The sequence below is a fragment of the Sphingomonas sp. 8AM genome (assembly GCF_902506455.1).
Lineage (GTDB): Bacteria > Pseudomonadota > Alphaproteobacteria > Sphingomonadales > Sphingomonadaceae > Sphingomonas.
The window spans coordinates 2,163,353-2,189,448 of record NZ_LR733844.1 but is presented as its reverse complement, the minus strand read 5'-3'; the positions used below and the strand labels follow the sequence as shown (position 1 = coordinate 2,189,448).

Genomic DNA, 26,096 nt, shown 5'->3' with positions numbered 1-26,096 from the left:
GTCAGCCGGTCGCTTCGCTGCCCTTGCCGGCCAACATGGCGGAGACCATGGCCGCCGGCATCGGGCGGGCGAGCAGATAACCCTGCACCGCATCGCAGCGCGTGCGGCGCAGCTGGTCGAGCTGTGCCTGTGTTTCCACGCCTTCCGCGATCGTCCGCATGCCAAGCTGCGCGCCGAGATCGACGACGGTCTGGACGATCGCGATCGACGCCGGGCTGCGTTCGAGATCGGTGACGAACGAGCGATCGATCTTGAGCGTCTGGAACGGAAAACGTGTCAGATAGCTGAGCGAGGAATAACCGGTGCCGAAGTCGTCGAGCGTGGTGCGGACCCGCAGCCGGTTGAGCGCCTCCAGCGCGGCGAGCGACGTCTCGACATCCTCGAGCAACACCGTCTCGGTGACTTCGAGATTGAGCCGCTCGGGCGGCATCCCGCTGGCGTTCAGCGCGTCGAGCACCACGGCGGGCAGGTGCGTCGCGCGCAGCTGGATGGGGGAGAGATTGACCGCGATCGAAATGTCGGCGGGCCAGTCCCGCGCCACCTCGCACGCCTGATAGAGGACCCAATGGCCGATCGCGTCGATCGTGCCATTGTCCTCGGCAATCGGAATGAACTCGACCGGCGAAACCACGCCGTGATGGCGGTTCGTCCAGCGCAGCAGCACCTCGCACGACAGCACGCGGGAGGCGGCGAGATCGAAGATTGGTTGAAACAGCAGATGGAATTCGCCGCGTTCCAGCGCGCCGTGCAGCTCGTAATCGAGCTGGCGGCGGCGTTCGATCTTCTCGTCCATGACCGGTTCGTAGAAATAGAGCTGGCCGCGCCCGCTCTCCTTGGCGCGATACAGCGCAAGGTCGGCGTTCTTGAGCAACGTGTCGGCCTCGCGCCCGTTCTCGGGCGCGAGCGCCACGCCGATCGACGCGCTGGTGCGCAAACTATGCCCGTCATGTGCGACCGGGCGGCGAACCAGCGCGAGGATCGCCGCGCCGATCGTCGCCGCCTCCTGCCGGTCGCCGACCGGAGAGAGGATCGCGAATTCGTCGCCGCCCAGCCGCGCCACCACGCTTTCGTGGTCGAAATGCGTGCGCAGCCGCCCGGCGACCGCGGCGAGCAGCGCATTGCCCGCCAGATGCCCGAACGTGTCGTTGATCTCCTTGAACCGGTCGAGATCGAGCCAGTAGAGCGCCAGCTTGCTGCCGCTGCCGGGCAGCATCCGCAGCCGCTCCTCGAACTGTTCGCGGAACGCGGTGCGGTTGGCGACGCCGGTCAGGTCGTCGCGGCGCGCATGCGCGGCATGGTGCGCCGCCAGCGCGGCATTCTCATGGCTGACTAGCGTCGCCTTCAGCAGGGCGCCATAGGTCTGCAGCGTGATGTCGATCATCGCGACGACGAACAACACGATGACCGCCGCCAGTACCAGCTTCAGCGGCTCGAACCCGATCAGCAGCCCGGCGGACAGCGGCAGCGAGGCGAGACACAATTGCGCCAGCGCGATCCGCGGCCGGCCGGCGTTGCGTCCGGCGATTCCCGCGGCATAGCCGATCGCGGTGGTGACCGCGAGCAACTGCACCACGCCGTCGCCGCTGCGCGTCAGCGTCAGGAAACCGAACAGCCCGAGCAGTCCCGAATAGGCGAGCGCGCCGACGCGATAGCCGACTTCGTGGCGTGCCGCCGCTTCGGCATCGACGTCCACGCGATGCGCGCGCAGCGCATCGGCGATGCGCAACGCGCCGACCACGCCGATCGCCACGGCCGCCGCCGCCAGCCACGCGTCAACCGTCGCCCACGCGACCACCGCAGCGATCGTCGTGCTGGTCAGCGCCCCGATCACCAGCGATTGCGTGGAGGCGTACAGCGACTCGACGAGCACCGCCCGCACCTGGGCGGTGATGCGATGATCGGAATGCCGAAGCTCCCGCAGCCGGGCGATCAGTCGCGCCATGACATGTCCATGGAACGACAATTACGTGATTTCGGTTAAGGTGTCACAAGGACAGGTGAGGAAGAATGTGCTTTTTTCCTTACGTTTTCCGACATGTTTCGTTCAACGCGCCGTGGGCACGATGCCGCGCGGCGCGCTGCTGAGCGCGCGGATCAGGTCGGTTTCCGCGCGGCGGTACGGCGTCCCGTCGCCGCGAAAAACCTCGTGGAACCAGATCACCGGCTCCTCCAGAACATAGGGCTTCTTCCAGCTGTCCCACGGCAACCGCGTCTGCGTCTTGCCGTCGACGAACCCCCAGTTGATCATCGCCACGTCGTAGCGCTTGCCGATCGGCAGCGACCCGTCGAACGTCGAGCCGTTGCCGCGCGCCATATATTCGGTGCACAGGATCGGGCGACCATAGGGCAGCAGCTGCTTCACCCGCGCCTCGAACGTCTCGGGCCAGCTATAGTCGTGGAACGAGATCACGTCCGACTGGCGGAGCTGGAGCGTCTCCATCGCGGTCAGCTTGCCGCCGGTCGGGGTCCAGTCGTCATGCTGCCAAACCCCGGAGGTGAGCGGTTGCGATGGCTCGGCATCGCGCGCCCAGACGAACACCTGTGCGAGCAACGCGCGGACCAGCGGCTCCTTGCCGTCCTGCCCCTTATATTGATCGGCACCGTTGTCCGGCTCGTTCCAGACGTCCCAGCCGAGGACGCGCGGGTCGTTGCGGAACGCACCGACCACGCCCTGCACATAGGCCTTGTACGCGGGGTAGCGCCGCTTGTCGCGCAGCCCGGGCAGCCCCGGACCCTGCACCCAGCCGGAATTGTGAACGCCGGGGATCGGTGGATGCTGCGGCCCAAGCTTCGGATCGGGGTCCCAGCAGCTGTCGAACAATACGAACAACGGCTTGATCTTATGGCGCGCGGCGATCGTCAGGAATTGGTCGACGCGCCGCTGGAATCCGGCCGGGTCCTGTTGCCAGAGCTGGTCGTGGAGGAAGACGCGCATCGTGTTCATCCCGATGCCCTGCGCCCAGCCGAGCTCGCGCTCGATCGCCTGCGGGTCCCATGTTTCGGCCTGCCACATCTCCAGCTGGTTAATCGCGGAGGCCGGCGTGTAGTTCGCGCCGACCAGCCATGGCTGCGCACGGTACCATGCCCTGGCCTGCGCCTCGCTCCAGCGCGCGCGCGCGTCGGCCGGCAGCGCGATCGTCACCGTGGCGACGGTGAGCAGCGCCGTCAGAAGCCGCCTGTTCATCGCTTCCTCTCCTTCCTCTATCGGGGTTCCCGGAACCGGGCATACAACTCAACTATCGGCAAAGGCGAGAAATTATCCTACCAATCGGGCTCAATCTCCCGATCGGACAGGTGTTTATGATCCGTTTGCCCCTCCTTTCTGCCGCACTGCTGCTGGGTGCCGTCGCTGCGCCGGTGCAGGCCGACAATCCGCAGTTTCAGGGCGCGGACCCGCACGCGACGATGATCGACGGCGAGCTGTGGGTGTTCCCGACCGGCGGACCGGGCGGCAGCTGGGCAGCGGATCGCTTCGGGGCGTTTTCGTCGCGCGACCTGAAGACATGGCAGCCACGCGGCGAGCTGCTTCGCCGCGACCAGATCGCGTGGATCGGCGCCGACGGCGCGCCGGAGCATTTCCTGTGGGCGCCCGGCGTCGCGACACGCAACGGCAAATGGTATCTCTATTATTCGGTGGGCCCACAGAATCCGACGCCCAGCCGGATCGGCGTCGCGGTCGCGGATCGCCCGGCGGGGCCGTACCGCGACAGCGGGCAGCCGCTGGTGACCGGCGGACCGGGTTTCGAGGCGATCGACCCGATGGTGTTCGTCGATCCGAAGGACGGCAAGGCGTACCTCTATGCCGGAGGCAGCGCGGGCGCGAAACTGCGCATATGGGAGCTGACCCCGGACATGACCGGTCTGGCGCGCGAAGTGCCGGTCGAGACACCGCCGCAGTTTACGGAAGGTGCGTTCGTGCACGAGCGCAACGGCACCTATTATCTTTCCTACAGCCACGGCCACTTCAATGCGGCGGACTATTCGGTCCATTATGCCACCGCCCGGTCGCCGATCGGCCCGTGGCGATATCGCGGCGCGATCCTGACCAGCGACCGCAGGCACAAGGGGCCAGGGCATCACAGCTTCGTCCGGACGCGGACCGGCCAATCGCTGATCGTGTATCATCGTTGGGAGAACCCGCAGGGTCCGGCACCGTTTTCGGGCGAGCGACAGGTGGCGATCGACCGGCTCCGCTATGCCGCCGACGGACGCATTCTGCCGGTGCGGATGACCGACGGGGCGGCGGCGCCGCGTCTGGTCCAAAGTGGTCGCTAACCACGATCCCACCGCAATCCTCATTTCGGGTCATTGTGCCGGATTGAGGCGAGTGGGTCAGCAGCCCCCGGCTTGACCCGACCGCCCTCCCGCTATCCGATACGGTATACGGATAAGGGGAGAGGATGGATGAGGCGGTCCAAATCAGCAGTCGGCGCTGCGGTTCTGGGGCTTTTGGCGGGATGTGGGCAGGACGGCGGATCGTCCGCCGGCAAATCCGCCACGCTCGACGCGCCGGGGCACACGCTGGCCAGCTACACGCTGGCCCCCGAGGAGGCAGCGGCCACCGGCTGCCAAAGCCGCTCGACCCGCTGGCCATGGGGGCAGGGCGACCTGCGCACCTGGACGCCGCGGCTGGCGACGACACCCCGCAACCCGTTCACCGTCGCCGGTTCGGCTTATGGTCAGCCATTCGCCGCCCGACTGGTCCAGGCCTATAGCTACGACTTCGGCGATACGCATCGTCGGGTCGTGCTGGAAACGGAGGACGGCTGTCGCCGCGCCTATTGGTCGAGTTCGTTCTCGGATGACGACAATTCGGTCATCGACGCGGCGGTGGCGCAGCATCCGGTTGTCGAGGATCCCAACACCTATCGCATCAAATATAGCGACCCCGATCCGAACGGACACCCGCTGACGTCCCCCGAGCTGGTCGCCAGTGGTGAGCTGAACCTGTACCAGACGCAGCATTTCGCCTTCTGGTACGGCAACGGCACCACCGACGATTACAAATTCCCGTGGTTCAATCGCTGGGTCTACAACCGCACGATGGAGCAGGCGGTGAAGGACACCGCCGACTGGTACGAGCGCGTCTGGACGATGTACCGCGACGTGCTGGGCGCCCCGATGCCGTTCGCCAACAGCGACGACAAGCAGAAGCTCAACATCTATCTGTGCGGAACGGGCCGTCCAAACGCCGGCGGCGACAAGGACGATTGCGGCGCGAGTGCCGGGGCCGAGCAGGGTGTCTCCGCCTGGGCGGTTCCGAAGGGCTCGAAGGTGGCGGCGCATGAATTCGGCCACATGGTCCAATATTACTCGGGCGGCTTCCGGGACAATTGGCAGGCAGGATCGATCTGGGAGACTGGCGCGGAATGGGGCGGTTATACGCTTGCCGGGCGAAGCGAGTTCCTGGAATTCTATCTGAATAATCTCGAGAGCGGGCCGCTCTTCTCCGTGTCGCGCTACGGCGCCTTCCCGTTCATGAGCTATCTGTTCGAGAACGATCGAACGCGTAGCCTCGTCTATGACGTCTGGAAGCCGATCGTGTCCAAGACGCAAGGTGGCTGGGAGGCGGGCGACAAGGATGCCGCCCTCCGCAAGGATTTCGTTCAGGCGATCGTCCAGCGCGGGGGCCAGACCGGCGCCTATCCGCAGGGCTTCAATTCCTTCGCGGACGACATGGGCTGGTATGGCGCGCGTCTCGCGGCCATGGACTTCGTCGATCAATCCAGCCTGATCGACCAGACTCGCGCCAACCAGAACACCAGCTTCCTCGGCCATTTCTACACGCCGATGGTGGCCTCGGGCACGGACGCGAACACCTACGCGCCGCCGGTCGAGCGTGCGCTGCTGCAATATGGGACGCATCTGATCCCGCTGACGGCGGCGGAGGGACAGAAGGTGACGGTCACGCTGACCGGCGGCACAAAGGCGAATGCCGCCGCCTGGCGCTTCGCAATCGTCGCCGTCACAAACGACTATAAGCCCACCTATTCGATGCTCGGCAAGGCCACCGGCCTCGGCAGCGGCACCACCACGCTGACCATTCCGGCCGGCACCCGCGCCTATCTGGCGGTCACGGCGACCCCGACGCGCTACGAAAGCCTCGGCTGGCAGGATGTGGGCAGCCCGATCAAGGGCACGCGCTACCCGTACACGATCAAGGTCGAAGGCGCGACGCCGCGCACCGGCCCGGTGACGGCCTGCGATGTGGAGATGAACCGCATCTTCTGGACCTACAACTACACGCTGAACGGCAACACCGATCAGTCGAAGCCTTGCTGAACCGCGCGACGCGCGCTTGCCCTCCACATTCCTGAAGGACCACCGCATCATGGCCTCGTTCACGAAGATCGCTCTGTCCGTGCTCGCACTGGCGCTGGCACCCGCCGCCGCACAGGCTGCGACCACCGTCATCTCGCTCGACCGCGCGCCCGCGACGGGCGTGGCGGGCACCAACGGCAACACCGTCATCCTGAAGGATATCGGCGCCTGGGCGCATGTCACCTCGATCGGCTATTCGCTGACCATCGAGGCGCTCGACCCGTCGTACGTCAACGACCAGCACGTCTGGTTCGGCACGAGCGACACCCTCCAGGCCAAGTTCACGCCCGACCGTAACTTCGAGAATTCGGGCACCGCGCGTGTCGAGGGCATCGCCGATCTCGTGGCGATGGATCTGGACTTCTTCCTCAACGAGGACGGGTTGCTGAGGGTCGAACTGCTCGACAGCTTTAACACGGAGACGACGCCCCGCGGCTTCTGGAGCGGGTCGTTCTCGATCGTCACCGACGATATCGCCACGGACGGCGCGGTGCCCGAGCCGGCGACCTGGGCGATGATGATCGCCGGCTTCGGCGTGGTCGGCGCACGCTTGCGGCGGCGGAGCGCCGCTCCATCGGCCATTGCACGCGCCTGAGGTCGCGCGCGAGCATTCCGCATCGCCCTTGCGCCCGGCCCGCATTGCTGCATGGTAGCGGCAACAGCGGGAGGGGCGGGATGGACGACGCGGAAGCGGCGCGCGTGGCAGCGGATCCACGATTTCAGGAACTGGTGCACCGTCGCGGGCGCTTTACCTGGGCGCTGACCGCGGTGATGGTGGCCGCGTACCTCAGCTTCATCCTGCTGATCGCGTTCGACAAGGCGTTGCTCGCAAAGCCGATCGGCGCCGGTGTCACCTCGATCGGGATCGTCGCCGGCTTCGCGGTAATCGTGCTCGCGATCGTGTTGACCGGCATCTACGTGCGCCGTGCTGCGCGCGGTTTCGATCCGCTGGTCGAGGCGGTGCGGGCGGAGCATGACGCATGAGGCGGCGCGTGATCCCGGTCGCGCTCGGCGCGACGCTGATGCCGGCCCCGGCGTTCGCCGATGCGCTGGCCGGGCAGAGCGTGCAGCAGCCGACGAACTGGACCGCGATCGCGATGTTCGCCGCTTTCGCCTTGCTGACGCTCGGCATCACGCGCTGGGCGGCGCGGCGGACGCGGACGGTGGGCGATTTCTACACCGCCGGCGGCGGCATTACCGGCTTCCAGAACGGGTTGGCGATCGCGGGCGACTTCATGTCGGCGGCGTCGTTCCTTGGCATCTCGGCGCAGATCTTCGCGGACGGCTATGACGGACTGATCTATTCAATCGGTTTCCTCGTCGGCTGGCCGATCATCCTGTTCCTGATGGCCGAACGGTTGCGCAATCTGGGCCGTTATACGTTCGCCGATGTCGCCAGTTTCCGCTTCGCGCAGACGCCGGTGCGCAGTTTTGCGGCGATCAGCACGCTGACGGTCGTCCTTTTCTACCTGATCGCGCAGATGGTGGGCGCGGGGCAGCTCATCAAATTGCTGTTCGGACTCCGCTACGAATATGCGGTGGTGATCGTCGGCGTGCTGATGACGCTCTACGTGCTGTTCGGGGGCATGACCGCGACGACCTGGGTGCAGATCGTCAAGGCGGTGCTGTTGCTGGGGAGCGCCACGTTCATGGCGCTGGCGGTGCTGTGGCAGTTCGGTTTCTCGTTCGAGGCGCTGTTCGCGCGCGCGGTCGCGGTGAAGACCGGGCTCGCCGCCGCAGCGGGTGCCGATCCGGCGGCGGCGGCGAGCAAGGGCCGGTCGATCATGGGGCCGGGCAATTTCATCAAGGACCCGGTCTCGGCGGTGTCGTTCGGACTCGCGCTGATGTTCGGGACCGCCGGGCTGCCGCATATCCTGATGCGCTTCTTCACGGTGCCCGATGCGCAAGCGGCGCGGAAGTCGGTGCTGTGGGCGACGGGGTGGATCGGCTATTTCTACCTTTTGACCTTCATCATCGGCTTCGGCGCGATCGTGCTGGTCGCGACCGCGCCGCGCTATCTCGACCCGGCTGGCGCGCTGCTCGGCGGCGGCAACATGGCGGCGATCCATCTCGCGCACGCCGTCGGCGGCAACCTGTTCCTCGGCTTCATCTCGGCGGTGGCGTTCGCGACGATCCTGGCGGTGGTCGCCGGGCTGACGCTGTCGGGCGCGTCGGCGGTGAGCCACGATCTCTACGCGACCGTGCTGCGCAAGGGGGCCGCCGATCCTGCCGCCGAGCTGCGCGTGTCGCGGCGCACGGTGCTGGTGCTGGCGGTGGTCGCGATCCTGCTCGGCATCATCTTCGAAAAGCAGAACGTCGCGTTCATGGTCAGCCTCGCGTTTGCGGTGGCGGCGTCGGGCAATTTCCCGGTGCTGTTGCTGTCGCTGTTCTGGAAAGGCTGCACGACGCGCGGCGTCGTCGCGGGCGGGACGCTCGGGCTGGTGCTGGCAGTGGTGCTGACGGTGCTGTCGCCCGCGGTGTGGGAGAAGATCCTCGGCTATCCCGCGGCGATCTTCCCCTATTCGTCACCGGCGATCTTCTCGATGCCCGCCGCGTTCGTGACGATCTGGCTGGTCTCGCTGCTCGATCGCAGCGGGCGGGCTGCGGTCGATCGCGGCGGCTATCTGGCGCAGCACGTCCGTGCCGAGACCGGGATCGGCGCGGCGGCGGCGTCGTCGCACTGAGACAAATCGACGGCCAACGCGCACCTTTTCTCGATCGTCATCCCGGACTTGATCCGGGATCCCGCTTTTACTGGGGTCGCAAGAAGCGGGGCCCCGGATCAGATCCGGGGCGACGAATGAGGAACGGGCGCGGCCCAAAAACGATCATCTGCTTGGAGATACTAAACGGCGATCCGGCCTACTTCGGGTCTCCGTCGCCATCGCCGTCGATATAGGTGCCGCTGTCGCCCTGCGCGCGGTGGATCGCGGCGCGGCCGCGTCCGGCGACGATCTCCGCCTTGCGCGCGGCGGCGGAGGCGGTGTGGAGGACGCGGGTGCGGCCGTGGAAGACCAGATTGTAGCTGACGAACCAGATCGCGCCGGACAGGACCAGCGCCACGGCGGCCCAGCCGCGCTTGTGCCGCCGGGTGCGATGATTGTGGAGCACCAGCCGCGCACCGCACGCCGCGCAGCGATAGACGGTGGTGCCGGCGCGCGCGGTCGGCCGGCCGGCCCAGCGGTGAAGTCCGAGAACGCACAGGATACCCATGTGCGTGGGAATTAACGCGGATCAGATCAGCGCGCCAGCCGTCCGTCCTCCAGCGCCGCGCGCTCGAACGTGAACAGCACCTCCGGATCGGCCACGGGCACCTCCTGCGCGACCCGCGCCGGGGCGATCTGGTGGACGAGATGCCGCAACACCGCAATCCGCGCCGCCTTCTTGTGGTCGGCCCGCACGCAATGCCATGGCGCGAGCGGGGTGTGCGTGCGCACCAGCATCGTGTCGCGCGCGGTGGAATATTCGTCCCACTTCGCCTGTGCGACCTTGTCCATGTCCGAGACCTTCAATTGCTTGAGCGGGTCGGTGCGGCGCGCCTTCAACCGTTCCTCCTGCTCGTCCTTGTCGATGTCGAGCCACAGCTTGACCAGCCGGATGCCGCTTTCGACCAGCATCCGCTCGAAATCGGGGGCGTCGCGCAGGAACTCGGCCTGTTCGGCCGCGGTCGAGAAGCCCATCACCACCTCGACCCCGGCACGGTTGTACCAGGAGCGGTTGAAGATCACGATCTCGCCCGCGGCGGGGAGATGCGCGACGTAGCGCTGGAAATACCATTGCGTCCGTTCGCGGTCGGACGGCTTGGGCAGCGCAACGACGCGCGTGTAGCGCACGGACAGATGCTCGATGATCCGCTTGATCGTCCCGTCCTTGCCCGCGCTGTCGCGGCCTTCCAGCACGATCACCACGCGCTCGCCCGCCTGCACCGCGGCGAGCTGCGCCTCCACCAGCGCGAGTTGCGCCTTCTCCAGCTCGTGTGCGTAGCGGTCCTTGTCCATCGCCGGCTCCCTGTGCGTGTGTGCGTGGAACCAAGCCCGAACATTCCGGTTCCTGCCATGCCCGGCGCATGGCGCGCCGACCGCCCCGAAGGATGGACATGACCCGCACGACCCTGAGCCTGTTCGGCGCTGCCAAGCCGGCTTCAACTTCCAAGCGTCGCATCAACGACGATCCGCTCGCCGGCCTCACCCCGGTCGAACGCGCGATGGCGCAGCGTCTGGCCCCGGCGCGCGGGTGATCGCTTTTCCGTCATTCCCGACGTGATCCGGGATCCCGCTGTTCTACACCGTTGAACAAGCGGAAGCGGGCCCCGGACCAGGTCCGGGGCGACGATGCAGGTCGAGGGATCGAGCCCGCCTTACCCGAACCGTTCCGACCGCCGGTCAGACCTGCGAATAGGGCGTCGGGCTTAGAATTCGGTTGTCGATCCCGGTCGTGATCTCCGGATCGGTCAGCCCGGGCGTGCCGATCAGTCGCTTCCACGCCGGGTCCGATCCGAACGTCCGCCAGTTGCGCTCGCGCGTCGCCAGATCGGGGAAGGTGAGCATATAGGTCAGGCTTGGCAGCCGTTCCCCGGTCAGATCCTGTGCGAAGAACACCGGGGTAAGGCCGGTCCGGCGGAAGATCTCGATCTCGCCGCCGGTATCGAACATCTCGATCTTGGTCGTGCCCGTCTTGTCGCTCGGGCTGAAATAGGTGCGCAACTCGAAAAGGCGCGCGGCTCCGGTGGCCGGCACTTCGATACGCGGCAGGTGCGGGAACGCGCGCATCAGCTTGACGTCCAGCGACGCGAAGCCCGGTGCGGTGGGCGTGGCGTCGAGGAACGGTGCACCGGCCTGCTGATGCTGCCTGTCGGCCGCCAGCCGCGCGGGAAGCGCGGCGAAGTCGGCGAGCGTCGGGTGCGGGATCAGCACCAGCACGCCGGGGCTGGCCGGGCCGATGCTGACCGCGAAAACACCGATCGGTCCGCAGCCCGCACGCCGCGCCGCCGGGATGAAGGCGTCGCGCAGATAGGCATCGAGCCCCGCGCGCATCGGGCCGTTGACGAGATGATAGGTGCGCAGCTCGTAGATTTCCGGCGCGGCCGTGGCGCCGCGCGACTGCGCCTCACTGCCCGGCGCGGCGAGGGCAATGCCACCTACGGTGGCGCCCGCCAGCACGGCACGTCGATCGATTGGGTAAGACATTGAAACCTCGCAAAGTCGTGTCGGCGCACGATGCCGATGGCGGCGGCGCGGTCAAGCCGTGCGCGGCGTCGATCGTCATGACCCCGATCAAGCCGGATCGCGCACGTTGAGCGATCCGCCGCGACGGCGCGTTGGGCGGGCGAGTGGAGGCGACGATGTCCGATCGAGACGAGCAACAGGCAGGCGAGGCGGCCGAGGCCGAGGAGCGTAGCGCCCCGGCGGCGCGCGTCGTCCATGCCGCAGTCGCCGAACAGGGCGAGGACGAGCTGGCGCGCCCGGTCGCATCGCTGTTCTGGTCCGGCTTTGCGGCCGGGATCGCGATCATGGCGTCGCTATGGGTCAGCGGCGCGCTGCGGCATTATCTGCCCGAAGCCGACTGGGCGGAGCCGGTGATCGCGCTCGGCTATCCGGCCGGGTTCCTGATCGTGATCCTAGGCCGGTTGCAGCTGTTCACCGAGCATACCGCGGTGGCGGTGCTGCCGGTGGTGCGCGCGCCGAGCGCGCGCAACCTCGTGTCGCTCGCGCGGCTGTGGAGCGTGATCTTTGTCGCCAACATGCTCGGCGCGCTGATCGCGACCGCGCTGGCGGTTCATGCGCATCTTCAGCCGCCGGACACGCTGGCGGGAATGATCGCGGTGTCGGAGAAGCTGCTGGAGCGCGCGCCGCTCGACACGCTGATGCAGGCGATCCCGGCCGGATTCCTGATCGCGTCGATCGCGTGGATCCGCTCGGCCGTGAACAGCGGCGACTTCTGGATCGTCTTCGCGGTCACCTATGCGATCTCGCTCGGCGGATTCGCGCACGTGGTCGCGGGCGCGTCGGAGGCGTTCCTGCTGATGTGGGCGGGGCAGGCGAGCGTCGGCTGGGCGCTGGGCGGGTTCGTGCTGCCGGCGCTGCTGGGCAATATCCTGGGCGGGACCGGCCTGTTCGCGCTGCTCGCGCATGCGCAGGTCAAGAACGAGATCAAGGACTAGCCGGGCCGGCATCGCGGTCGATCGCCCGCCGCGGGTCGATCGGCCTGGCGTTCCGTGACACGATGCGCCGACGCAATCTGCGCGACAGTGCGCGAGGAGAGGATATGGCACGCGACCCCCTGCGCCCCCGCAGCGACTATCACTGGTGGCAGCCGATCGTCACGCGGTGGAGCGACAATGACGCTTATGGCCACGTCAACAATGCGATCTATTACCATTGGTTCGACACCGCGGTGAACAACTGGCTGATCGCGGCCGGGCTGCTCGATATCGCGGCGGGCGATCCGATCGCGCTGGTGGTGGAGACCGGCTGCCGCTACGCGCGTCCACTCTCCTATCCGGAGCCGGTCGAGATCGGCCTCGCGGTCGAGCGGCTCGTCACTTCAAGCGTCACCTACCGGCTCGGCGCGTTCGCCTCGGGGGCCGCGGACGCGGCGGCGGAGGCGTTGTTCACCCATGTCTGTGTCGCGCGGGCGACGCATCGCCCGACCCCGCTTCCGGCGGCGTGGCGGCATGCGATGCAGGCGTTGCAGGAATGATGCGAAGGGCCCGGTAACTTTCGTCCGCTGCGGCGTTGTGGCTCCGCAACAGGAGCATGGCGGCGTGGTGAGCAAAGTCCTGATTACCGGCGCCAGCGTCGCCGGCAACAGCTGCGCCTGGTGGCTGGGGCGCGCGGGGTTCGACGTCACGGTCGTCGAGCGCGCACCGACGTTCCGCGATGGCGGGCAGAATGTCGACGTACGCGGCGTCGGGCGGACGGTGCTGCGCGCGATGGGGCTGGAGGATGCGGCGCTTGCTGCGGGCACCGGCGAGGAAGGCACCGCCTGGATCGCGGAGGACGGCCGCATCGCGGCGCAGTTCCTGACCGCCGACACCGGCGCGAACGGTCCGACCGCCGAGATGGAGATCCTGCGCGGCGATCTCGCGCGGCTGCTGTACGACGCCGCGCGCGATCATGTCCGCTACCGGTTCGGCGACCATGTCACCGCGATCGAGGACCGGGCGGACGGCGCGGCGGTGACGTTCACGGGCGGCGCGACCGAGCGATTCGATGCGGTGATCGTTGCCGAGGGCGTCGGGTCTGCGACACGCGAGCTGATCTTCCCCGGCGAGAACCGGCCACGCTTCATGAACCTGTCGATGGCCTATTTCACGATCCCCCGGCGCGCCGATGACGATCGGCTGTGGCGCTGGTACCATGCCACCGGCGGTCGCAGCGTGTCGCTGCGCCCCGATCGACACGGCACGACGCGCGCGATGCTGGCGGTGCAGAAGCCGCCGTCGGGCGAGCAGGACTGGGCGGTCGCGCGTCAGAAGGCGTGGCTGCGCGAGACGTTCGCCGATGCCGGCTGGCAGGCGCCGCGCGTGCTCGCCGCGATGGAGACGACCGAAGATTTCTATTTCGACGTGCTGCGGCAGGTGCGGATGCCGCGCTGGTCGACCGGGCGGGTGGTGCTGTGCGGCGATGCCGCGTGGTGCGTGACGCCGATGGGCGGGGTGGGCACGACACTGGCGGTGACCGGCGCGCGGGTGCTGGCAGGCGAGCTGATCCGCGCCGCCGACCTGTCCGCGGCGTTCGATGGGTACGAACGGCAGCTACGCCCGATGGTCGAGAATGCGCAGGCGATACCGGGCTTCGCGGCGCGGATGGCGAATCCGCGCAGCCGCCTCGGCATCCATGCGCTGCACGCGGCCCTGGCAGTGGCCAGTCGGCCGGCGGTGATGGCAGTCACCGGCGCGCTGTCGGGCGGCGGTGACGATCACGCTCCCGACCTGTCGCGCTATGACGGCGCGGTGCCCGTGGCGAAGGCCCCGCGGCACGGCCTGTCCCCACTCGCCGCACTGGGTGTGGTCGCGCTGACGCTGGGGGCGAGCGCGGTCCTCGGTCGCCGCAACGCGCCCGATCGGTCGCATCCGGGTATCCGCCGCTGGTATCGCCGGCTCGACAAGCCCGGCTTCACGCCCCCCGACGCCGCGTTCGGCGCGGTATGGCCGGCGCTGGAGACCGGGCTGGCGATCGGCGGATACCGGCTGTTGCGGAAACCACCGGGTGCGGCGCGCAACGCCGCGGTCGGATTGTGGCTGGCCAATAGCGCCATGATCGGCGGGTGGACCGAATTGTTCTTCCGGCGCAAGCGGCTGAACGCGAGCACCGTCGCGTCCGGGGCGATGGTGGCGTCCGGCGCGGCGCTGGCGGCCACCGCCGCGAAGGTCGATCGGCCCGCGGCGGCGCTGTCGGTGCCGTTCGTCGCATGGGTGGCGTTCGCGACGGTTCTCGCCGACCGCATCCGCCGCGACAATCCGGACCGGGCGGGATGAGCCGCGTCACGGTCTGGCACGACGGCAGGTGTCCGCTGTGCCGGCGCGAGATCGCGATGATGCGACGGCTCGACACGCGGGGGCGGATCACGTTCGTCGATGTGACGCACGCGGCATGCCCGATCGACCGCGCGGCGATGCTGGCGCGCTTCCATGCGCGCGAGGACGGCGGGCCGATGCTCTCCGGCGCCGCGGCCTTTGCGGCGATGTGGCGCGCGATCCCGCTGCTTCGCCCGCTGGGGATCGTGGCGCGGCACCGTGTGGTGCTGGCGCTTCTCGATCGTGGCTATGCCGGCTTCCTGCGGATTCGCCCGTGGATGCAGCGCGTCGTCAGCGCCGCGTCAGCCGCACGCGATGCCAGGCGAAAGACGTGACGCCGTTCGCGGCGCGCGGGGCGGCGCTGTCGAAGTTGAACAGCATTGCCTTCCAGTTCGGCGAGATATCGAAGCTGGTGCGCGACATCTGGGCGTAGCGACCCGCCCAGTCGTTGACGTCCGCCTGTCCCCACGCGCAGATCGACACCAGCGGCGTCCGCCCCGGCGCGGCCCGGCGCACCGCGGCGACGAAGCTGGCATATTGGCGCGCCAGCCCGGTCGCATCCGACCGGGCGGGATGCTCGCGCACGATCAGCGGCGCGAAGGGGCGCAACGTGCCGTCCTTCACCTCGGGCACGTCGGGGGTAAAGTCGGCGACACCGCAGGCATCGACCTTGATGAAGTCGAAGCCCCATTTCGCGAACAGCAAGACGGCGTCCGGCGCGTGATGGCCGAAGGTGCCGACCTCGCGTTGCCGCACGGTGCCTTCGGGTAGATTCGGGGTCTGCGGACGCCAGCGCTGCGAACAGGTGTTCAGCCCGATATCGGTGTAGATGCCTGCCTTCAGCCCCATCGCGTGAAGGCGATCGACGAACGGGCGCAGGCTGGTGGTGCCGTCGGGCAGCGCGGCGGACGGGTAGATGGTGGTGCGCACGCGGATCGTGTCGCCCTCGCGGCGCAGCCACCAGCCATCATCGACGTTGACGTGATCGTAGCCGACCTGCGCCAGCCCCGACGACACGAGGAGATCGGCCTGCGCCATCACCTCCGCTTCACCGTAGTTCAGGTCGAAGACGTTATAGGGGTTCCACCCCATCGGCGGCGTGGGCGCGGCGATCTGCGCCGGTGCCGCTGTGGAGCCGGCGCTCAGCGCCATCGCTGCCGCGCCGAATGCCGCCCGCACGATTTGCCTGCCGATGGTCACGCGTGGATCTCTCTCGTCTGCCGCAGACCGGGCGGCTTCACCCGATCGATCCATCCTTCCGTATACGATCCAGCGAAATTGTGGATAGCGGGATCGACGCGCCACTACTGGACACGCAATTGTCAGATTAATATCGTGGCGCGATGGTTAGCGCCTTTTGCCAGGGTGGATGGCGGCCATGGGGAGGAAGTTGATGGCGAGGCGACGTTCCGTTCTGATGGGGGCCGGCGCCGGCCTCGCCCTGCTTCCCGCGCGGGTCGGCGCGTTCGCGGGGGCGCCGGGCTGGAGCGTCGACGGGTTGCTGGTCGGCGGGTTGCGCGATCCGATGGGGCTGCATGAGGCGCGCCCGCGGCTGTCGTGGCAGCTTCGCTCGGACCGCCGGGGCGCGCGGCAAGCGGCGTGGCGCGTGGGGGTCGCTTCGTCGGCGGCCGCGGCGGCGGCTGGCCGGTACGATCTCTGGGACAGTGGCCGGGTCGCGGGCGAGCAATGCTTTGACGTCGCTTACGCCGGCGCGCCGCTCGCCGCGCGCCAGCGGGCGTGGTGGCGGGTAACGGCATGGGACGAGGCCGGCGCCGTCGCCACCTCGCCGGTCGCGTTCTGGGAGATGGGGTTGCTCGCGCCGTCCGACTGGTCGGCGGCGTGGCTGTCGGCCGAGACACCGGCGCAGCGCGACGATCGCGACCTCGGGCTGCCGTGGCGTAGCGCGGCACCCGCGGTGCGCGGCGAGCGCGTGACGTTCCGGCTGCGCTTCGACGCCGCGCAGGACGGCGAGTTGACTGCGCTGATCGGCTGCAGCGGCAATGGCCGGGTGCGGCTCGACGACGCCGAGATCATCGCGCCGAAGCGTGGCGGCTGGGGCGCACCCGGCCCGCGCAGCGCGCAGGTTCCGGTGGCGGCCGGTGCGCATGTCCTGACGATCGAAACGCGCGCGTCGGGAGCCGCGCCCGCGCAGGCGGCGACGTTGCTGCGGATCGCCACCCGCGGCAGGCGCACGCTCCGCGTCGGCGGCGAAACGCTCGAATACCGGATCGGCGAGCGCGCCGCCGACGACGGTTGGTTGCCGACCGGTGCGACCGGCGGGCAGGCGACGATGCCCGCGCGCGCGGCGACGCTGCTGCGGCGCCCGTTCCGCGTCGACGGGCGCGTGGCCGACGCGCGACTCTACCTGACCGCGCTGGGCATGTACGAGGCCGAGCTGAACGGCCGGCGGCTCGACGACGCGCTGCTGCGCCCGGAGTTCACTGACTATCGAAAGCACTGCCTGTATTGCGTCGAGGACGTCACCGACACGCTGGTGCCCGGCGACAATGTGCTGGGCGTGCATGTCGCCGATGGCTGGTACGGCAGCTATATCTCGCCCGACGGTCGCTATTCCTTCGGCGAGCCGCCGCTGCGCATCTTCGGGCAGCTCGAGATTCGCTATGTCGATGGACGTGTGCAGACGGTCGCGACCGGACCCGGCTGGACGGTCGCGGAATCGCCGGTCACCAGCGCGACGATCTATGACGGCGAACGCTATGACGCGCGGCGCGCGCGGGCAGGGTGGAGCCGCGCCGATGTCACGCCCGGGGCCGACTGGTCACCGGCGGTGCCGGCCACATCCGCGACCGCGGCGCTGATCGCAGCGACGGTCCCACCGATCCGCCGCAAGGAGCGGATGCCGGCACTGGCGGTCACCACGCTCGCCGATGGCGCGTCGGTCGTGGACTTCGGCCAGAATTTCACCGGCTGGGTGCGCGTCGCGCTGACCGGACGGCGCGGGCAGACGGTGCGGCTTCGCTACGCCGAGCTGCTCAACCCCGATGGCAGCGTCGACCAGAGCAACCTGCGCGCCGCCGACGCCACCGATCACTATACGTTCGCTGGCGATGGCATCGAACGCTACGAACCACGCTTCACCTACCACGGCTTCCGCTATGTGCAGGTCGAAGGGCTGGGACGACCGATCACCGCGGCGGAGATCACCGGCATCTCGATCCGCAGCGACCTGACCGAGACCAGCGACCTGCGCCTCGGCAGCTACGTCCCGCAACGGCTGTGGCAGAACAGCCGGTGGAGCCAGCGCTCGAACTTCACCGGCCTCCCGACCGACTGCCCGCAGCGCGACGAGCGGCTGGGCTGGACCGGTGACGCGCACGTCTTCTGGGACGCGGCCAGCTTCAACATGGACACCGCTGCGTTCACGCAGCGCTTCATGCGCGACATGCGCGATGCACAGCGCGACAGCGGCGCCTATTCGGACATCGCGCCGGTCGCGCGCCACGATCATTTCGCCGAACCCGGTTCCTCGCCCGGCTGGGGCGATGCCGGGGTCGCGCTGCCGTGGACGGTGTGGCAGCGTTACGGCGATACCGGCATCATCGACCAGCACTGGACGTCGATGGCGCGCTTCCTTGCGTCGATCGAGGCCAGCAATCCCGGCTTCGTCTGGTCGAAGGCGCGCGGCGTGGACTATGGTGACTGGCTGGCGCTGGACGCGGTCAATCCCGGCGATCCGACCACGCCCAAGGATCTGATCGGCACCGCTTTCTGGAAAGGCGCGGCCGACCAGATGGCCGACATGGCGCGCGCCAGCGGACGCGCCGCGGAGGCGACGCATTATGCGGCACTGGCCGGCAGGCTGGGCGAGGCGTTCCGTCGCACCTTCGTCAAGGTGGACGGCACGATCGGCAACGGATCGCAGACCGGCTACATCCTTGCACTGCATTTCGATCTGCTCGCGCCGGGCGCGCGTGCAGGGGCGGCGCAGCGGCTGGTGGCGGACATCCGGCGGCGCGGCACGTTGCTGTCGACCGGCTTCCTCGGCACGCCGTACAGCCTCGACGTGCTGGCGGATGCGGGAGAGATCGCGCTGGTCTACGACCTGTTGCTGCGCACCGGCTATCCGTCATGGGGCTATATGATCGCCAAGGGCGCGACGACGACCTGGGAACGCTGGAACAGCGACGCGGGTGACCGGTCGATGAACTCGTTCAACCATTACGCGCTCGGCGCGGTGGTCGGCTTCATGTTCCGGCGCATTGCCGGGATCGCGCCGGCCGCACCGGGCTTCACGCGCTTTACGGTGCGCCCGCTACGCGATGCGCGGATGACGACAGCGGGCGCGACCTATGACTCGCGGCTGGGGCGGATCAGCACGCGGTGGACGCAGGAGAAGGATCGCTTCGCGCTCGACCTGACCGTGCCGGTTGGCAGCGTGGCACGGGTCCACCTGCCCGCGGCACCGGGCGCGCGTATTCTCGAAGCCGGCAAGCCGGTCGCCACCGCGGAACGCACCGATCGCGAAGCGATCCTCCGCGTCCCGGCGGGCGGCTACCGCTTCGAGGTCGGCTGACGCGCCGCGGTCACGCCGCGCGGGCAAGCGGTGCGGGGCTTTCCGCGACGTCGAAGCGTGCGATCTGGCTGCCGAGCGCACCGGCCTGCGCCTCCAGCTTGCGCGTCACCGCGGTGACTTCCTCGACCATCGCGGCGTTCTGCTGCGTCGTGCCGTCGATCTGCGCCAGCGCGATGTCGATCTGTCGCAGGCCCTCGGCCTGCGCGGCGGCGTTGGTGGCGATGTCGGACACCTGCATCGTGATCGCGCCGATCTGGTCGGTGATCCGCGCCAGCGCACTGCCGGTGTCGTTGACCAGCCGCACGCCGGTCTCGACCTGCTGGCTGCTCAGCACGATCCGCTGCCGCACGTCGGTGGCCGCGTCAGAGCAGCGCCCGGCGAGTGCGCGCACCTCGCTGGCGACCACCGCAAAGCCCTTGCCCGCGTCACCGGCGCGCGCCGCCTCGACACCGGCGTTGAGCGCCAGCAGGTTGGTCTGAAAGGCGATGCCGTCGATCACCGCGATGATCTCCGAGATCTCGTTTGAGGCCTGCTCCAGCCGGCCCATCGCCGCCACCGCCTCGCGCACCACCTGCCCTCCATCGCGCGCCTCGCCATGGACGCGGTGCATCGCCTCCTGCGCGCCCGCAGCGCCGGTGGCGGCATTGTTCACCGTATCGGCGATCGCGCTCATCGCCGCGGCGGTTTCCTCAAGGCTCGCCGCCTGTTGCTCGGTGCGGCACGACAGATCGTCCGACGCCTGCGTCAGTTCGGCGGTGAAGCGATAGACAGTCTCGCTGCCGGTGCTGATCCCTCGCAGGGCGCCATGGATCGACGACAGCGCGCGGTCGAAATCGCGTGCGAGCGTCGCATAGCTGGCGGGTAGCGTCTGCCCGAGCCGCTGGGTCAGGCGACCGTTGGCGAGCGCGGCAAGCTGTTCCGCGAGCGTGTCGACCACCTGCCGTTGCTCGGCATCGGCGCGCGCCTTGGCCTCGCCGGCATCGCGGAACACGACCAGCGCCTTGGCCATCGCGCCGATCTCGTCGCGGCGGTCGGTGCCTGGTACGGCGACGTCGAGGCGGCCGCCGGCCAGTGCCGTCATGGCGTGACGCATCTCGCCGAGCGGGCGGAACATCTTGCGCGTCACCGCCAGACAGGCGAACGCCGCACAGAGCGTCACCAGCACCGCGACGATCGCGATGCTGCGCTGGACCTCATGAACGCTGGCGAGGAAATCAGCGGCGGGGATGCCGACGTAGAGGATGCCGACGACAGCCCCGTGCGCATCCCTGATCGGATCATAGGCGGTGAAATAATTGGTGCCGAGGATGTCGGCGCGCCCGCGATAGTTGCGGCCGTCGCGCAGCACGGTCTCGCGCACCGCATCGCTGGTCAGCCTGGTGCCGGTCGCGCGGCTGCCGTCCTTGTTCTTGACGTTCGTGGCGATGCGCGTGTCGCCGCGGAAAATCGTCGCGGTGCCGCCGACCAGTTCCTTGACGCGGTCGACCGCGCCGTGATCGCCGTTGAGGACGTGCCCGTCGATCGACAGTTGGTCTCCGTGGACCGCGACGGAGCGTCCGTGGCGCTGGAGGACGCTCCACGCGACGCGCATGTTGGCTTCCTGACGTTCGGTCGCGCTTCGCTCGGCATTGACGGCCAGGACGGTGGCGGTGACGCCCGCCGTGACCAGCGAGAGCAGGCAAAGCGACAGCGCGATGAGCCACGTCACCTTCGCCGAAAGGCTGAGATCACGAATCCTTGCTGCCAGACCCGGCATAAGACGCTTCCAATTTCCTGTTGTTTTGCTGGACGCCTGAGGGGCGGTCGCGCAACCACATGAAGCATAAGCGTTAATTTACAGAAACCGGCTGAGGATCGCCGATCGTGGCCCGCCCCTTGGCGGGGCGGGCCGGACCGGGTCAGGCCGCCGCCGGCTCGGGCTTGAGCGCGCGGCTGGTGCGGCCATCGACGCCGCGCGGCACGTCACCGGCGACGGTGGCGCGGCGCAGGTGGCGGCGCTGCAATCCGAAGTCCGCGACGGCGCGATGCTGCGTCGAGCGATTGTCCCAGATCGCCACGTCGCCGGCCTGCCAGCGCCAGCGCACGACATTTTCCGGCTTGGTGATGTGATCCTGCAGGATCGCGAACAGCCGCTGCGAATCCGCAGTGTTCAGCCCGGCGAAGCGCTTGACGAAATGGCCGAGCAGCAGCGAGCGTGCGCCGCTTACCGGATGGACGCGCACCACCGGGTGTTCGGTCTCGTAGATCGTCGAGGTGAAGACCTTGCGATGTTCCTCCTGCGCCTTCGACGCGCCGGCGAGGACCTCGGCATAGTCATAGTCGTTGCTATGGATCGCGGTGAGCCCGTCGACGAGCGTGCGCAGTGAGTCGGGCAGCTCCTCGTAGGCGGTCTCGCCGTTTGCCCACAGCGTGTCGCCGCCTGCGTCCGGGATCACCAAAGCGCGCAGGATCGATGCCTTGGGATAGGCGGGGACGAAGGTGACATCGGTATGCCAGCTCGACGCGGCGTAGCCTTCCTTCGATTCGAGTTCGAGCAGGTAGCGTGATCCTTCGGCGACCGGCACCGTCGGGTGCGCGATCGGCGCGCCGAGCAACGCCGCGAACGCCTCGTGTGCAGCATCGCTGAGATGCTGTTCGCGGAAGAAGATCACCTTGTGGCGGACGAGCGCAGCCTCGATCGCGGCGACGGTCAGCGGGTCGAGATCGCCGCCCAGCTTCACGCCGCGGATCTCGGCGCCGATCCGTCCGGCGACGGGGTGGATGTCGAGCGGGCTTTCCGCTTCGGCGGCGTTCACGAACCGGTGGACGAGAGACGTCATGGCACTTCTCCTTCTTCGTGGTTGATGGCGGGAATGGTTCAGTCGGCGAGCGCGCGGCGGATGCGCGCGTGCTCGGCCTGGTCGAGCGGAAAACGGTAGAGGCTCGCGGCCGAGATCAGGTGCGCGAGCGCGGGGCCGAGCGCGAAGACCAGCAGCAACCCATGCAGCGCGGCGGCGCTGTTCGGCGCGCCCGGCGTGAAGCCGAGCCACGCCACCAGCGGCAGCGCGATGCCGATCGCGGCAGCCATCCCGGCCTTGCTGGTCAGGCTGAACACCGAGAAGAACAGCGTGGTGCGATCCGCGCCCGTCTCCAGCCGGTGCTTGTCGGCGACGTCGGCGACCATCGACCGCAGCATCAGATTGCCCGAGCCCTGCGCGAGCCCCTGCGCCAGCGTAAGCGCGAGCAGCAGCGGGAAGCGCGCCGGGGTGACGAGCAACAGCCCGAGGTTGATCGCGACCTGCACCAGCTCGCCGACCATCGCGGTACGGTGCTTGCCGAGCCGCGTGGAAATCCGCAGCCAGATCGGCCCCGCGGCAATGCCGAAGACGAACTGGAACAGGAACAGCCCGCTCGCCCATTCAGGGCGCCCCATATAGGCGCTGACGAAGAAGACGATCAGCGCCGAGCGGATCAGCTGTCCGGTCGTGACCGCGAAGTCGGACAGGATCACGCGCAGCAGCAACGTTTCGCCGAGGATCAGCCGCACCGCGCGCGCGAACGGCATCCGCGCGGTTGCCACCGGCGGGCGACCGTTATCCTCGACCGCGGCCAGCGTCAGCGGCAGCGTCACGACGAGCCCGCCGATCACCACCAGCCCGAACGAGGCGAGCTTCAGCGCGGCATCGTCGGGACGCAGCTGGTCGATAATCGTCGGCAGGATCAGCACCAGCAACAGCGCGATCGACCCCGCTACCGTGCCATAGGTGGCGATACGGGTGCGCTCGTCATAGTCGCGCGAGATTTCGCCCGACCATGCCAGATACGGGATCTGGATCATCGACCAGCCGAGATAGAAGAGGAACAGGGCCACCGCGAGCAGCGGCGCGCCGAACCCGGCCGGCGGGAAGAACAGGGTCGAGGCGGCGGCGGCATAGACGATCGCGCCGGCGAGGATCCACGTTCGCCGCCGGCCGAGCCGGCTGCTGCCGTAATCGCCGAGCACGCCGATCAACGGGTCCGCAACCGCGCCCCAAACCCGTTCGAGCAGGAAGATCAGCCCGATCGTCGCCAGCGACAGCCCGTAATGCTCGGCATAGATCGCAGGCAGATAGACCGCCAGCGGCCCCTGCGCGGCATAGATCGGCAGCGTCAGCGACGAGAAAGCCGCCAGCCGCAGCGGGGTGAGCCGCGCGCCGCTGCGCGATACCGGGGCGAGGACGGATGCGTGGAGTGTGGCCATAACGCTGGATCCTCACAGCTTCGTGCGGAGGGTGACGCCCCACGTGCGCGGGTCGCCGACGATGCCGGTCACCAGCCCGAAGTTGGTCGGCGACAGCGTCTGGAAGTAATCGGTATCGCCGGCGTTCCTGACCCAGGCGGACAGGTCCCAGCGGGCGTCTTCGGTGCGCAGGCCAACGCGCAGGTTCAGCACGCCGTACGCGTCGATGATGCCGTAGCGCGAGTTGCCGGCGGTGGTGTTGAAGGACGAGCGATGCGCATAATCGGCATGGCCGTACAGTTCGAGCGCGCCGCCGAGCGGCTGCGCGGCGTCGGCGCCGAGCGTGTAGGTGAACTTCGGCACGCCCGCGAGTTGTTGCCCGGTCAGGTTCTGGATGCCGCCGAGATTGAGCCGCTCGGGCGCCTGTGGCGCGTTGCGGTAATCGCGGTAGGTGGCGTCGGTGTAGCTGAAGGAGGCGTTGAGCGAGGCGTGCCGGGTCGGGGACCAGACGAGATCGCCCTCGACCCCGCGCGAGCGCACCGAGGGTATGTTCGCGATATACTGGCGATAGGTGACGGTGTTGGCGAGTTGCTCGGTGATGCCGGTCTGATAATCCGCGACGTCGGTCCAGAAGCCGGCGAGGTTGAGCGTTACCGCACGATCGAACCATTGCGATTTCAGCCCGACTTCGTAGGCGTTGACGCCTTCCGGCCGGACGTTCGGGTCGATTCCGGCGGGCAGCGCGGTGAGGTTGAGCCCGCCCGATTTGCTGCCGCGCGAATAGGAGGCATAAAGCAACGCGTCCGGCGCGACACGGTACGAGAGCGTCGCCAGTCCCGAGAGGCTGTCGTCGTTGAGCCGGGTGGTGAAATCCATGACCGGGTTGAACTGGCTGCGGATCGCAAGTGCGGCGGCGCGCGCCTGCGCGGACAGCGACGACAAATCCGCGCCGGTGAAATGGAACTGCTGGAAGCGGCCGTTCTTGCGCTCGGTGGTGTAGCGTAGCCCGACCGTGAGGTGCAGCGCGTCGGTCGCGTTCCACGTCGCCTGCCCGAAGGCGGCGAGGCTTTTGGTTTCCGGCGTCGAGGTCGAGCGTGCCTCGAACCCCGACAGCGCGGCGTTGCCGATTGTCGCAGACACCGCCGGCAGGTTCCAGTTCGCGGCAGCGGGGCCGTAGGCGGTCGCGCCGTATCCGCGGACGATCTGCCAGAAGTAATAGGCGCCGACGACGTAATCGACCGTATTGGTGCCGGTCGAGGCCAGCCGGATCTCCTGGCTGAACTGGCGCTGGCGGTTCGCCTGCTGGGCTCTGGTGGTGACCGCCAGTCCCGTATTGTCGCCATCGTTCGCCGGGTCCCAGTCCCACCAGCGATACGCGGTGATGGAGGTGAGGGCCGCCTGCCCCAGATCCCAGTCGAGCTGCGCCGAGGCGCCATAGCTTTTCATGTCCGACTGATAATGGCTGTCGGCTTCGCCGCGCCGCGCGAACGGGTCGACTGGCAGCGGCGTGTAGCCGGCGCGGGCGGTGCGATCGCGGAAGTTGTTCGGGATCGCGGCCCCGTTGTCGTAGGTGCCGAAATAATCGGCGAAGATGCCGAGTACGAAATGCTGCTTCTGCTGCGCGTAATCGCCGATCAGCTTGATCGCGAGCGTCGGCGTCGGCGTGATGAGCAACTGTCCCCGCGCGGAAAAATTATCATAGTCCTGCGCACGCTGCCGGGTAGTGACGTTGGTGAGGAAGCCGTCGCGATGCGTGTCGGCGATGCTCAGCCGATAGGCGATGGTGTCGGCGACGATCGGCCCCGACAGCGAGCCGCGCACCTGATGATAGCCATAATCGCCGAGCGTCGCCTCGCCCGCGAACTCGGTCGTGAAGCTCGGCGCGCGGGTGGAGATGTTGATCGCGCCGGCGGTGGTGTTCTTGCCGAACAACGTTCCCTGCGGCCCGCGCAGCACCTCGATGCGGTCGAGATCGACCAGGTCGAACTGCGACTGGCCGACGCGGCCGTAGAAGACGTTGTCGATATAGATGCCGACGCCATTCTCCAGCCCGTCGTTGGTCAGGGCGACGTTCGAGCCGAGCCCGCGAATGTTGATGTTGGTGTTGCGCGGGTTGAAGCTGAAGACCTGCAGGCTCGGCACCAGTTGCTGCACCTGCCCGAGCGTGAAATTGCCGGTGCGTTCCAGCGCTTCCGATCCGACGACGCTGAGCGCGATCGGCACGTCCTGCGCGCGCTCTTGCCGGCGGCGTGCGGTGACCAGCACTTCAGCGCCGGCCTCGTCGGGTGTGGCGGGATCGGCGGTCGGCGTGCCGGCGGGATCAACCGGGGCAACAGTGGTGAGGTCGGTGTCCGCGCGCGGTTCGGCGGCGAGCGCGCCGGTCGCGGTGGCGCCCAGCAGGCCGGTCAGCAGGATACGCCAGGCACGGCGCGATACGCCGCCCGCCAAGGTGGTCGATGGCAACAAGATGTGGAACTCCCGTCGCGATCCGGCGCCCGTCCCCCGAAGGCGGCACAAACCGGTCG

At 68.3% G+C, this 26,096-nt stretch carries 21 protein-coding genes; 11 read left to right on the top strand and 10 right to left on the bottom strand.

What is annotated here, in order from left to right:
- Position 1: 1 nt before the first annotated feature.
- Both BACI71_RS10210 and BACI71_RS10205 read right to left on the bottom strand, forming a co-directional pair.
- Entirely contained in the window at positions 2-1,942 is a 1,941-nt protein-coding gene (locus BACI71_RS10210; RefSeq protein ID WP_159758297.1) for a putative bifunctional diguanylate cyclase/phosphodiesterase, read from the bottom strand.
- A 102-nt stretch (positions 1,943-2,044) separates the two neighbouring features.
- Positions 2,045-3,184, bottom strand: a complete 1,140-nt coding sequence (locus tag BACI71_RS10205) for a 1,4-beta-xylanase (protein ID WP_159758295.1) — start codon at positions 3,182-3,184, stop codon at positions 2,045-2,047.
- A 116-nt stretch (positions 3,185-3,300) separates the two neighbouring features.
- On the opposite strand from BACI71_RS10205, the gene BACI71_RS10200 reads away from it, so the two are divergent.
- The 5 genes from BACI71_RS10200 (at position 3,301) to BACI71_RS10180 (ending at position 9,005) form a co-directional block, all read left to right on the top strand.
- On the top strand, positions 3,301-4,275 hold the full coding sequence (locus tag BACI71_RS10200; protein ID WP_159758293.1) for a family 43 glycosylhydrolase: 975 nt from the start codon (positions 3,301-3,303) through the stop codon (positions 4,273-4,275).
- Between the two features lie 129 nt (positions 4,276-4,404).
- Positions 4,405-6,282 (top strand): DUF6055 domain-containing protein, encoded by a 1,878-nt coding sequence (locus BACI71_RS10195; protein ID WP_159758291.1) that lies wholly within the window; start codon positions 4,405-4,407, stop codon positions 6,280-6,282.
- 49 nt (positions 6,283-6,331) lie between these two features.
- Positions 6,332-6,916 carry a PEPxxWA-CTERM sorting domain-containing protein gene (locus tag BACI71_RS17920; RefSeq protein WP_236552939.1) on the top strand — a complete coding sequence of 195 codons (585 nt, stop codon included), beginning with the start codon at positions 6,332-6,334 and terminating at the stop codon, positions 6,914-6,916.
- 80 nt (positions 6,917-6,996) lie between these two features.
- Positions 6,997-7,305: a DUF485 domain-containing protein gene (locus tag BACI71_RS10185; RefSeq protein WP_159758289.1), complete on the top strand. Its 309-nt coding sequence runs from the start codon at positions 6,997-6,999 to the stop codon at positions 7,303-7,305.
- Complete coding sequence (locus tag BACI71_RS10180) at positions 7,302-9,005, top strand: cation acetate symporter (protein WP_159758287.1); 1,704 nt, start codon at positions 7,302-7,304, stop codon at positions 9,003-9,005. The genes BACI71_RS10185 and BACI71_RS10180 overlap by 4 nt, the downstream gene beginning before the upstream one ends.
- A 178-nt stretch (positions 9,006-9,183) precedes the next feature.
- On the opposite strand, the gene BACI71_RS10175 is transcribed toward BACI71_RS10180, so the two are convergent.
- Both BACI71_RS10175 and ppk2 read right to left on the bottom strand, forming a co-directional pair.
- Entirely contained in the window at positions 9,184-9,534 is a 351-nt protein-coding gene (locus tag BACI71_RS10175; RefSeq protein WP_159758285.1) for a hypothetical protein, read from the bottom strand.
- 26 nt (positions 9,535-9,560) lie between these two features.
- Complete coding sequence (gene ppk2, locus BACI71_RS10170; protein WP_159758283.1) at positions 9,561-10,319, bottom strand: polyphosphate kinase 2; 759 nt, start codon at positions 10,317-10,319, stop codon at positions 9,561-9,563.
- A 98-nt stretch (positions 10,320-10,417) separates the two neighbouring features.
- On the opposite strand from ppk2, the gene BACI71_RS10165 reads away from it, so the two are divergent.
- Complete coding sequence (locus BACI71_RS10165; protein WP_159758281.1) at positions 10,418-10,558, top strand: hypothetical protein; 141 nt, start codon at positions 10,418-10,420, stop codon at positions 10,556-10,558.
- 145 nt (positions 10,559-10,703) lie between these two features.
- On the opposite strand, the gene BACI71_RS10160 is transcribed toward BACI71_RS10165, so the two are convergent.
- Positions 10,704-11,507, bottom strand: coding sequence for an NIPSNAP family protein (locus tag BACI71_RS10160; RefSeq protein WP_159758279.1), 804 nt, complete (start codon positions 11,505-11,507; stop codon positions 10,704-10,706).
- A 155-nt stretch (positions 11,508-11,662) separates the two neighbouring features.
- On the opposite strand from BACI71_RS10160, the gene BACI71_RS10155 reads away from it, so the two are divergent.
- The 4 genes from BACI71_RS10155 (at position 11,663) to BACI71_RS10140 (ending at position 15,174) form a co-directional block, all read left to right on the top strand.
- Complete coding sequence (locus BACI71_RS10155; protein WP_159758277.1) at positions 11,663-12,481, top strand: formate/nitrite transporter family protein; 819 nt, start codon at positions 11,663-11,665, stop codon at positions 12,479-12,481.
- A 104-nt stretch (positions 12,482-12,585) separates the two neighbouring features.
- Entirely contained in the window at positions 12,586-13,020 is a 435-nt protein-coding gene (locus BACI71_RS10150; RefSeq protein WP_159758275.1) for an acyl-CoA thioesterase, read from the top strand.
- A gap of 67 nt (positions 13,021-13,087) precedes the next feature.
- Positions 13,088-14,800 carry an FAD-dependent oxidoreductase gene (locus BACI71_RS10145; RefSeq protein ID WP_236552938.1) on the top strand — a complete coding sequence of 571 codons (1,713 nt, stop codon included), beginning with the start codon at positions 13,088-13,090 and terminating at the stop codon, positions 14,798-14,800.
- On the top strand, positions 14,797-15,174 hold the full coding sequence (locus BACI71_RS10140; RefSeq protein ID WP_159758271.1) for a thiol-disulfide oxidoreductase DCC family protein: 378 nt from the start codon (positions 14,797-14,799) through the stop codon (positions 15,172-15,174). Before BACI71_RS10145 ends, BACI71_RS10140 begins: the two co-directional genes overlap by 4 nt.
- Here the strand turns inward: BACI71_RS10140 and BACI71_RS10135 are convergent.
- Entirely contained in the window at positions 15,131-16,039 is a 909-nt protein-coding gene (locus BACI71_RS10135) for a glycoside hydrolase family 27 protein (protein ID WP_159758269.1), read from the bottom strand. The genes BACI71_RS10140 and BACI71_RS10135 overlap by 44 nt on opposite strands.
- A 193-nt stretch (positions 16,040-16,232) precedes the next feature.
- On the opposite strand from BACI71_RS10135, the gene BACI71_RS10130 reads away from it, so the two are divergent.
- Complete coding sequence (locus BACI71_RS10130; RefSeq protein ID WP_159758267.1) at positions 16,233-19,373, top strand: alpha-L-rhamnosidase; 3,141 nt, start codon at positions 16,233-16,235, stop codon at positions 19,371-19,373.
- A 10-nt stretch (positions 19,374-19,383) separates the two neighbouring features.
- Here BACI71_RS10130 and BACI71_RS10125 read toward each other — a convergent pair whose 3' ends face one another.
- The 4 genes from BACI71_RS10125 to BACI71_RS10110 all read right to left on the bottom strand — a co-directional run bounded on the left by BACI71_RS10125 (position 19,384) and on the right by BACI71_RS10110 (position 26,034).
- A complete protein-coding gene (locus BACI71_RS10125; RefSeq protein ID WP_159758265.1) occupies positions 19,384-21,129 on the bottom strand; it encodes a methyl-accepting chemotaxis protein in 1,746 nt (581 codons plus the stop codon).
- Positions 21,130-21,271: 142 nt separating this feature from the next.
- Positions 21,272-22,192 carry a TauD/TfdA dioxygenase family protein gene (locus BACI71_RS10120; protein WP_159758263.1) on the bottom strand — a complete coding sequence of 307 codons (921 nt, stop codon included), beginning with the start codon at positions 22,190-22,192 and terminating at the stop codon, positions 21,272-21,274.
- Between the two features lie 38 nt (positions 22,193-22,230).
- The gene (locus BACI71_RS10115) at positions 22,231-23,592 is read right to left on the bottom strand and encodes an MFS transporter (RefSeq protein ID WP_159758261.1); all 1,362 of its coding nucleotides are present in this window, start codon (positions 23,590-23,592) and stop codon (positions 22,231-22,233) included.
- 12 nt (positions 23,593-23,604) lie between these two features.
- Positions 23,605-26,034 carry a TonB-dependent receptor gene (locus BACI71_RS10110; RefSeq protein ID WP_236552937.1) on the bottom strand — a complete coding sequence of 810 codons (2,430 nt, stop codon included), beginning with the start codon at positions 26,032-26,034 and terminating at the stop codon, positions 23,605-23,607.
- Positions 26,035-26,096 lie beyond the last annotated feature (62 nt).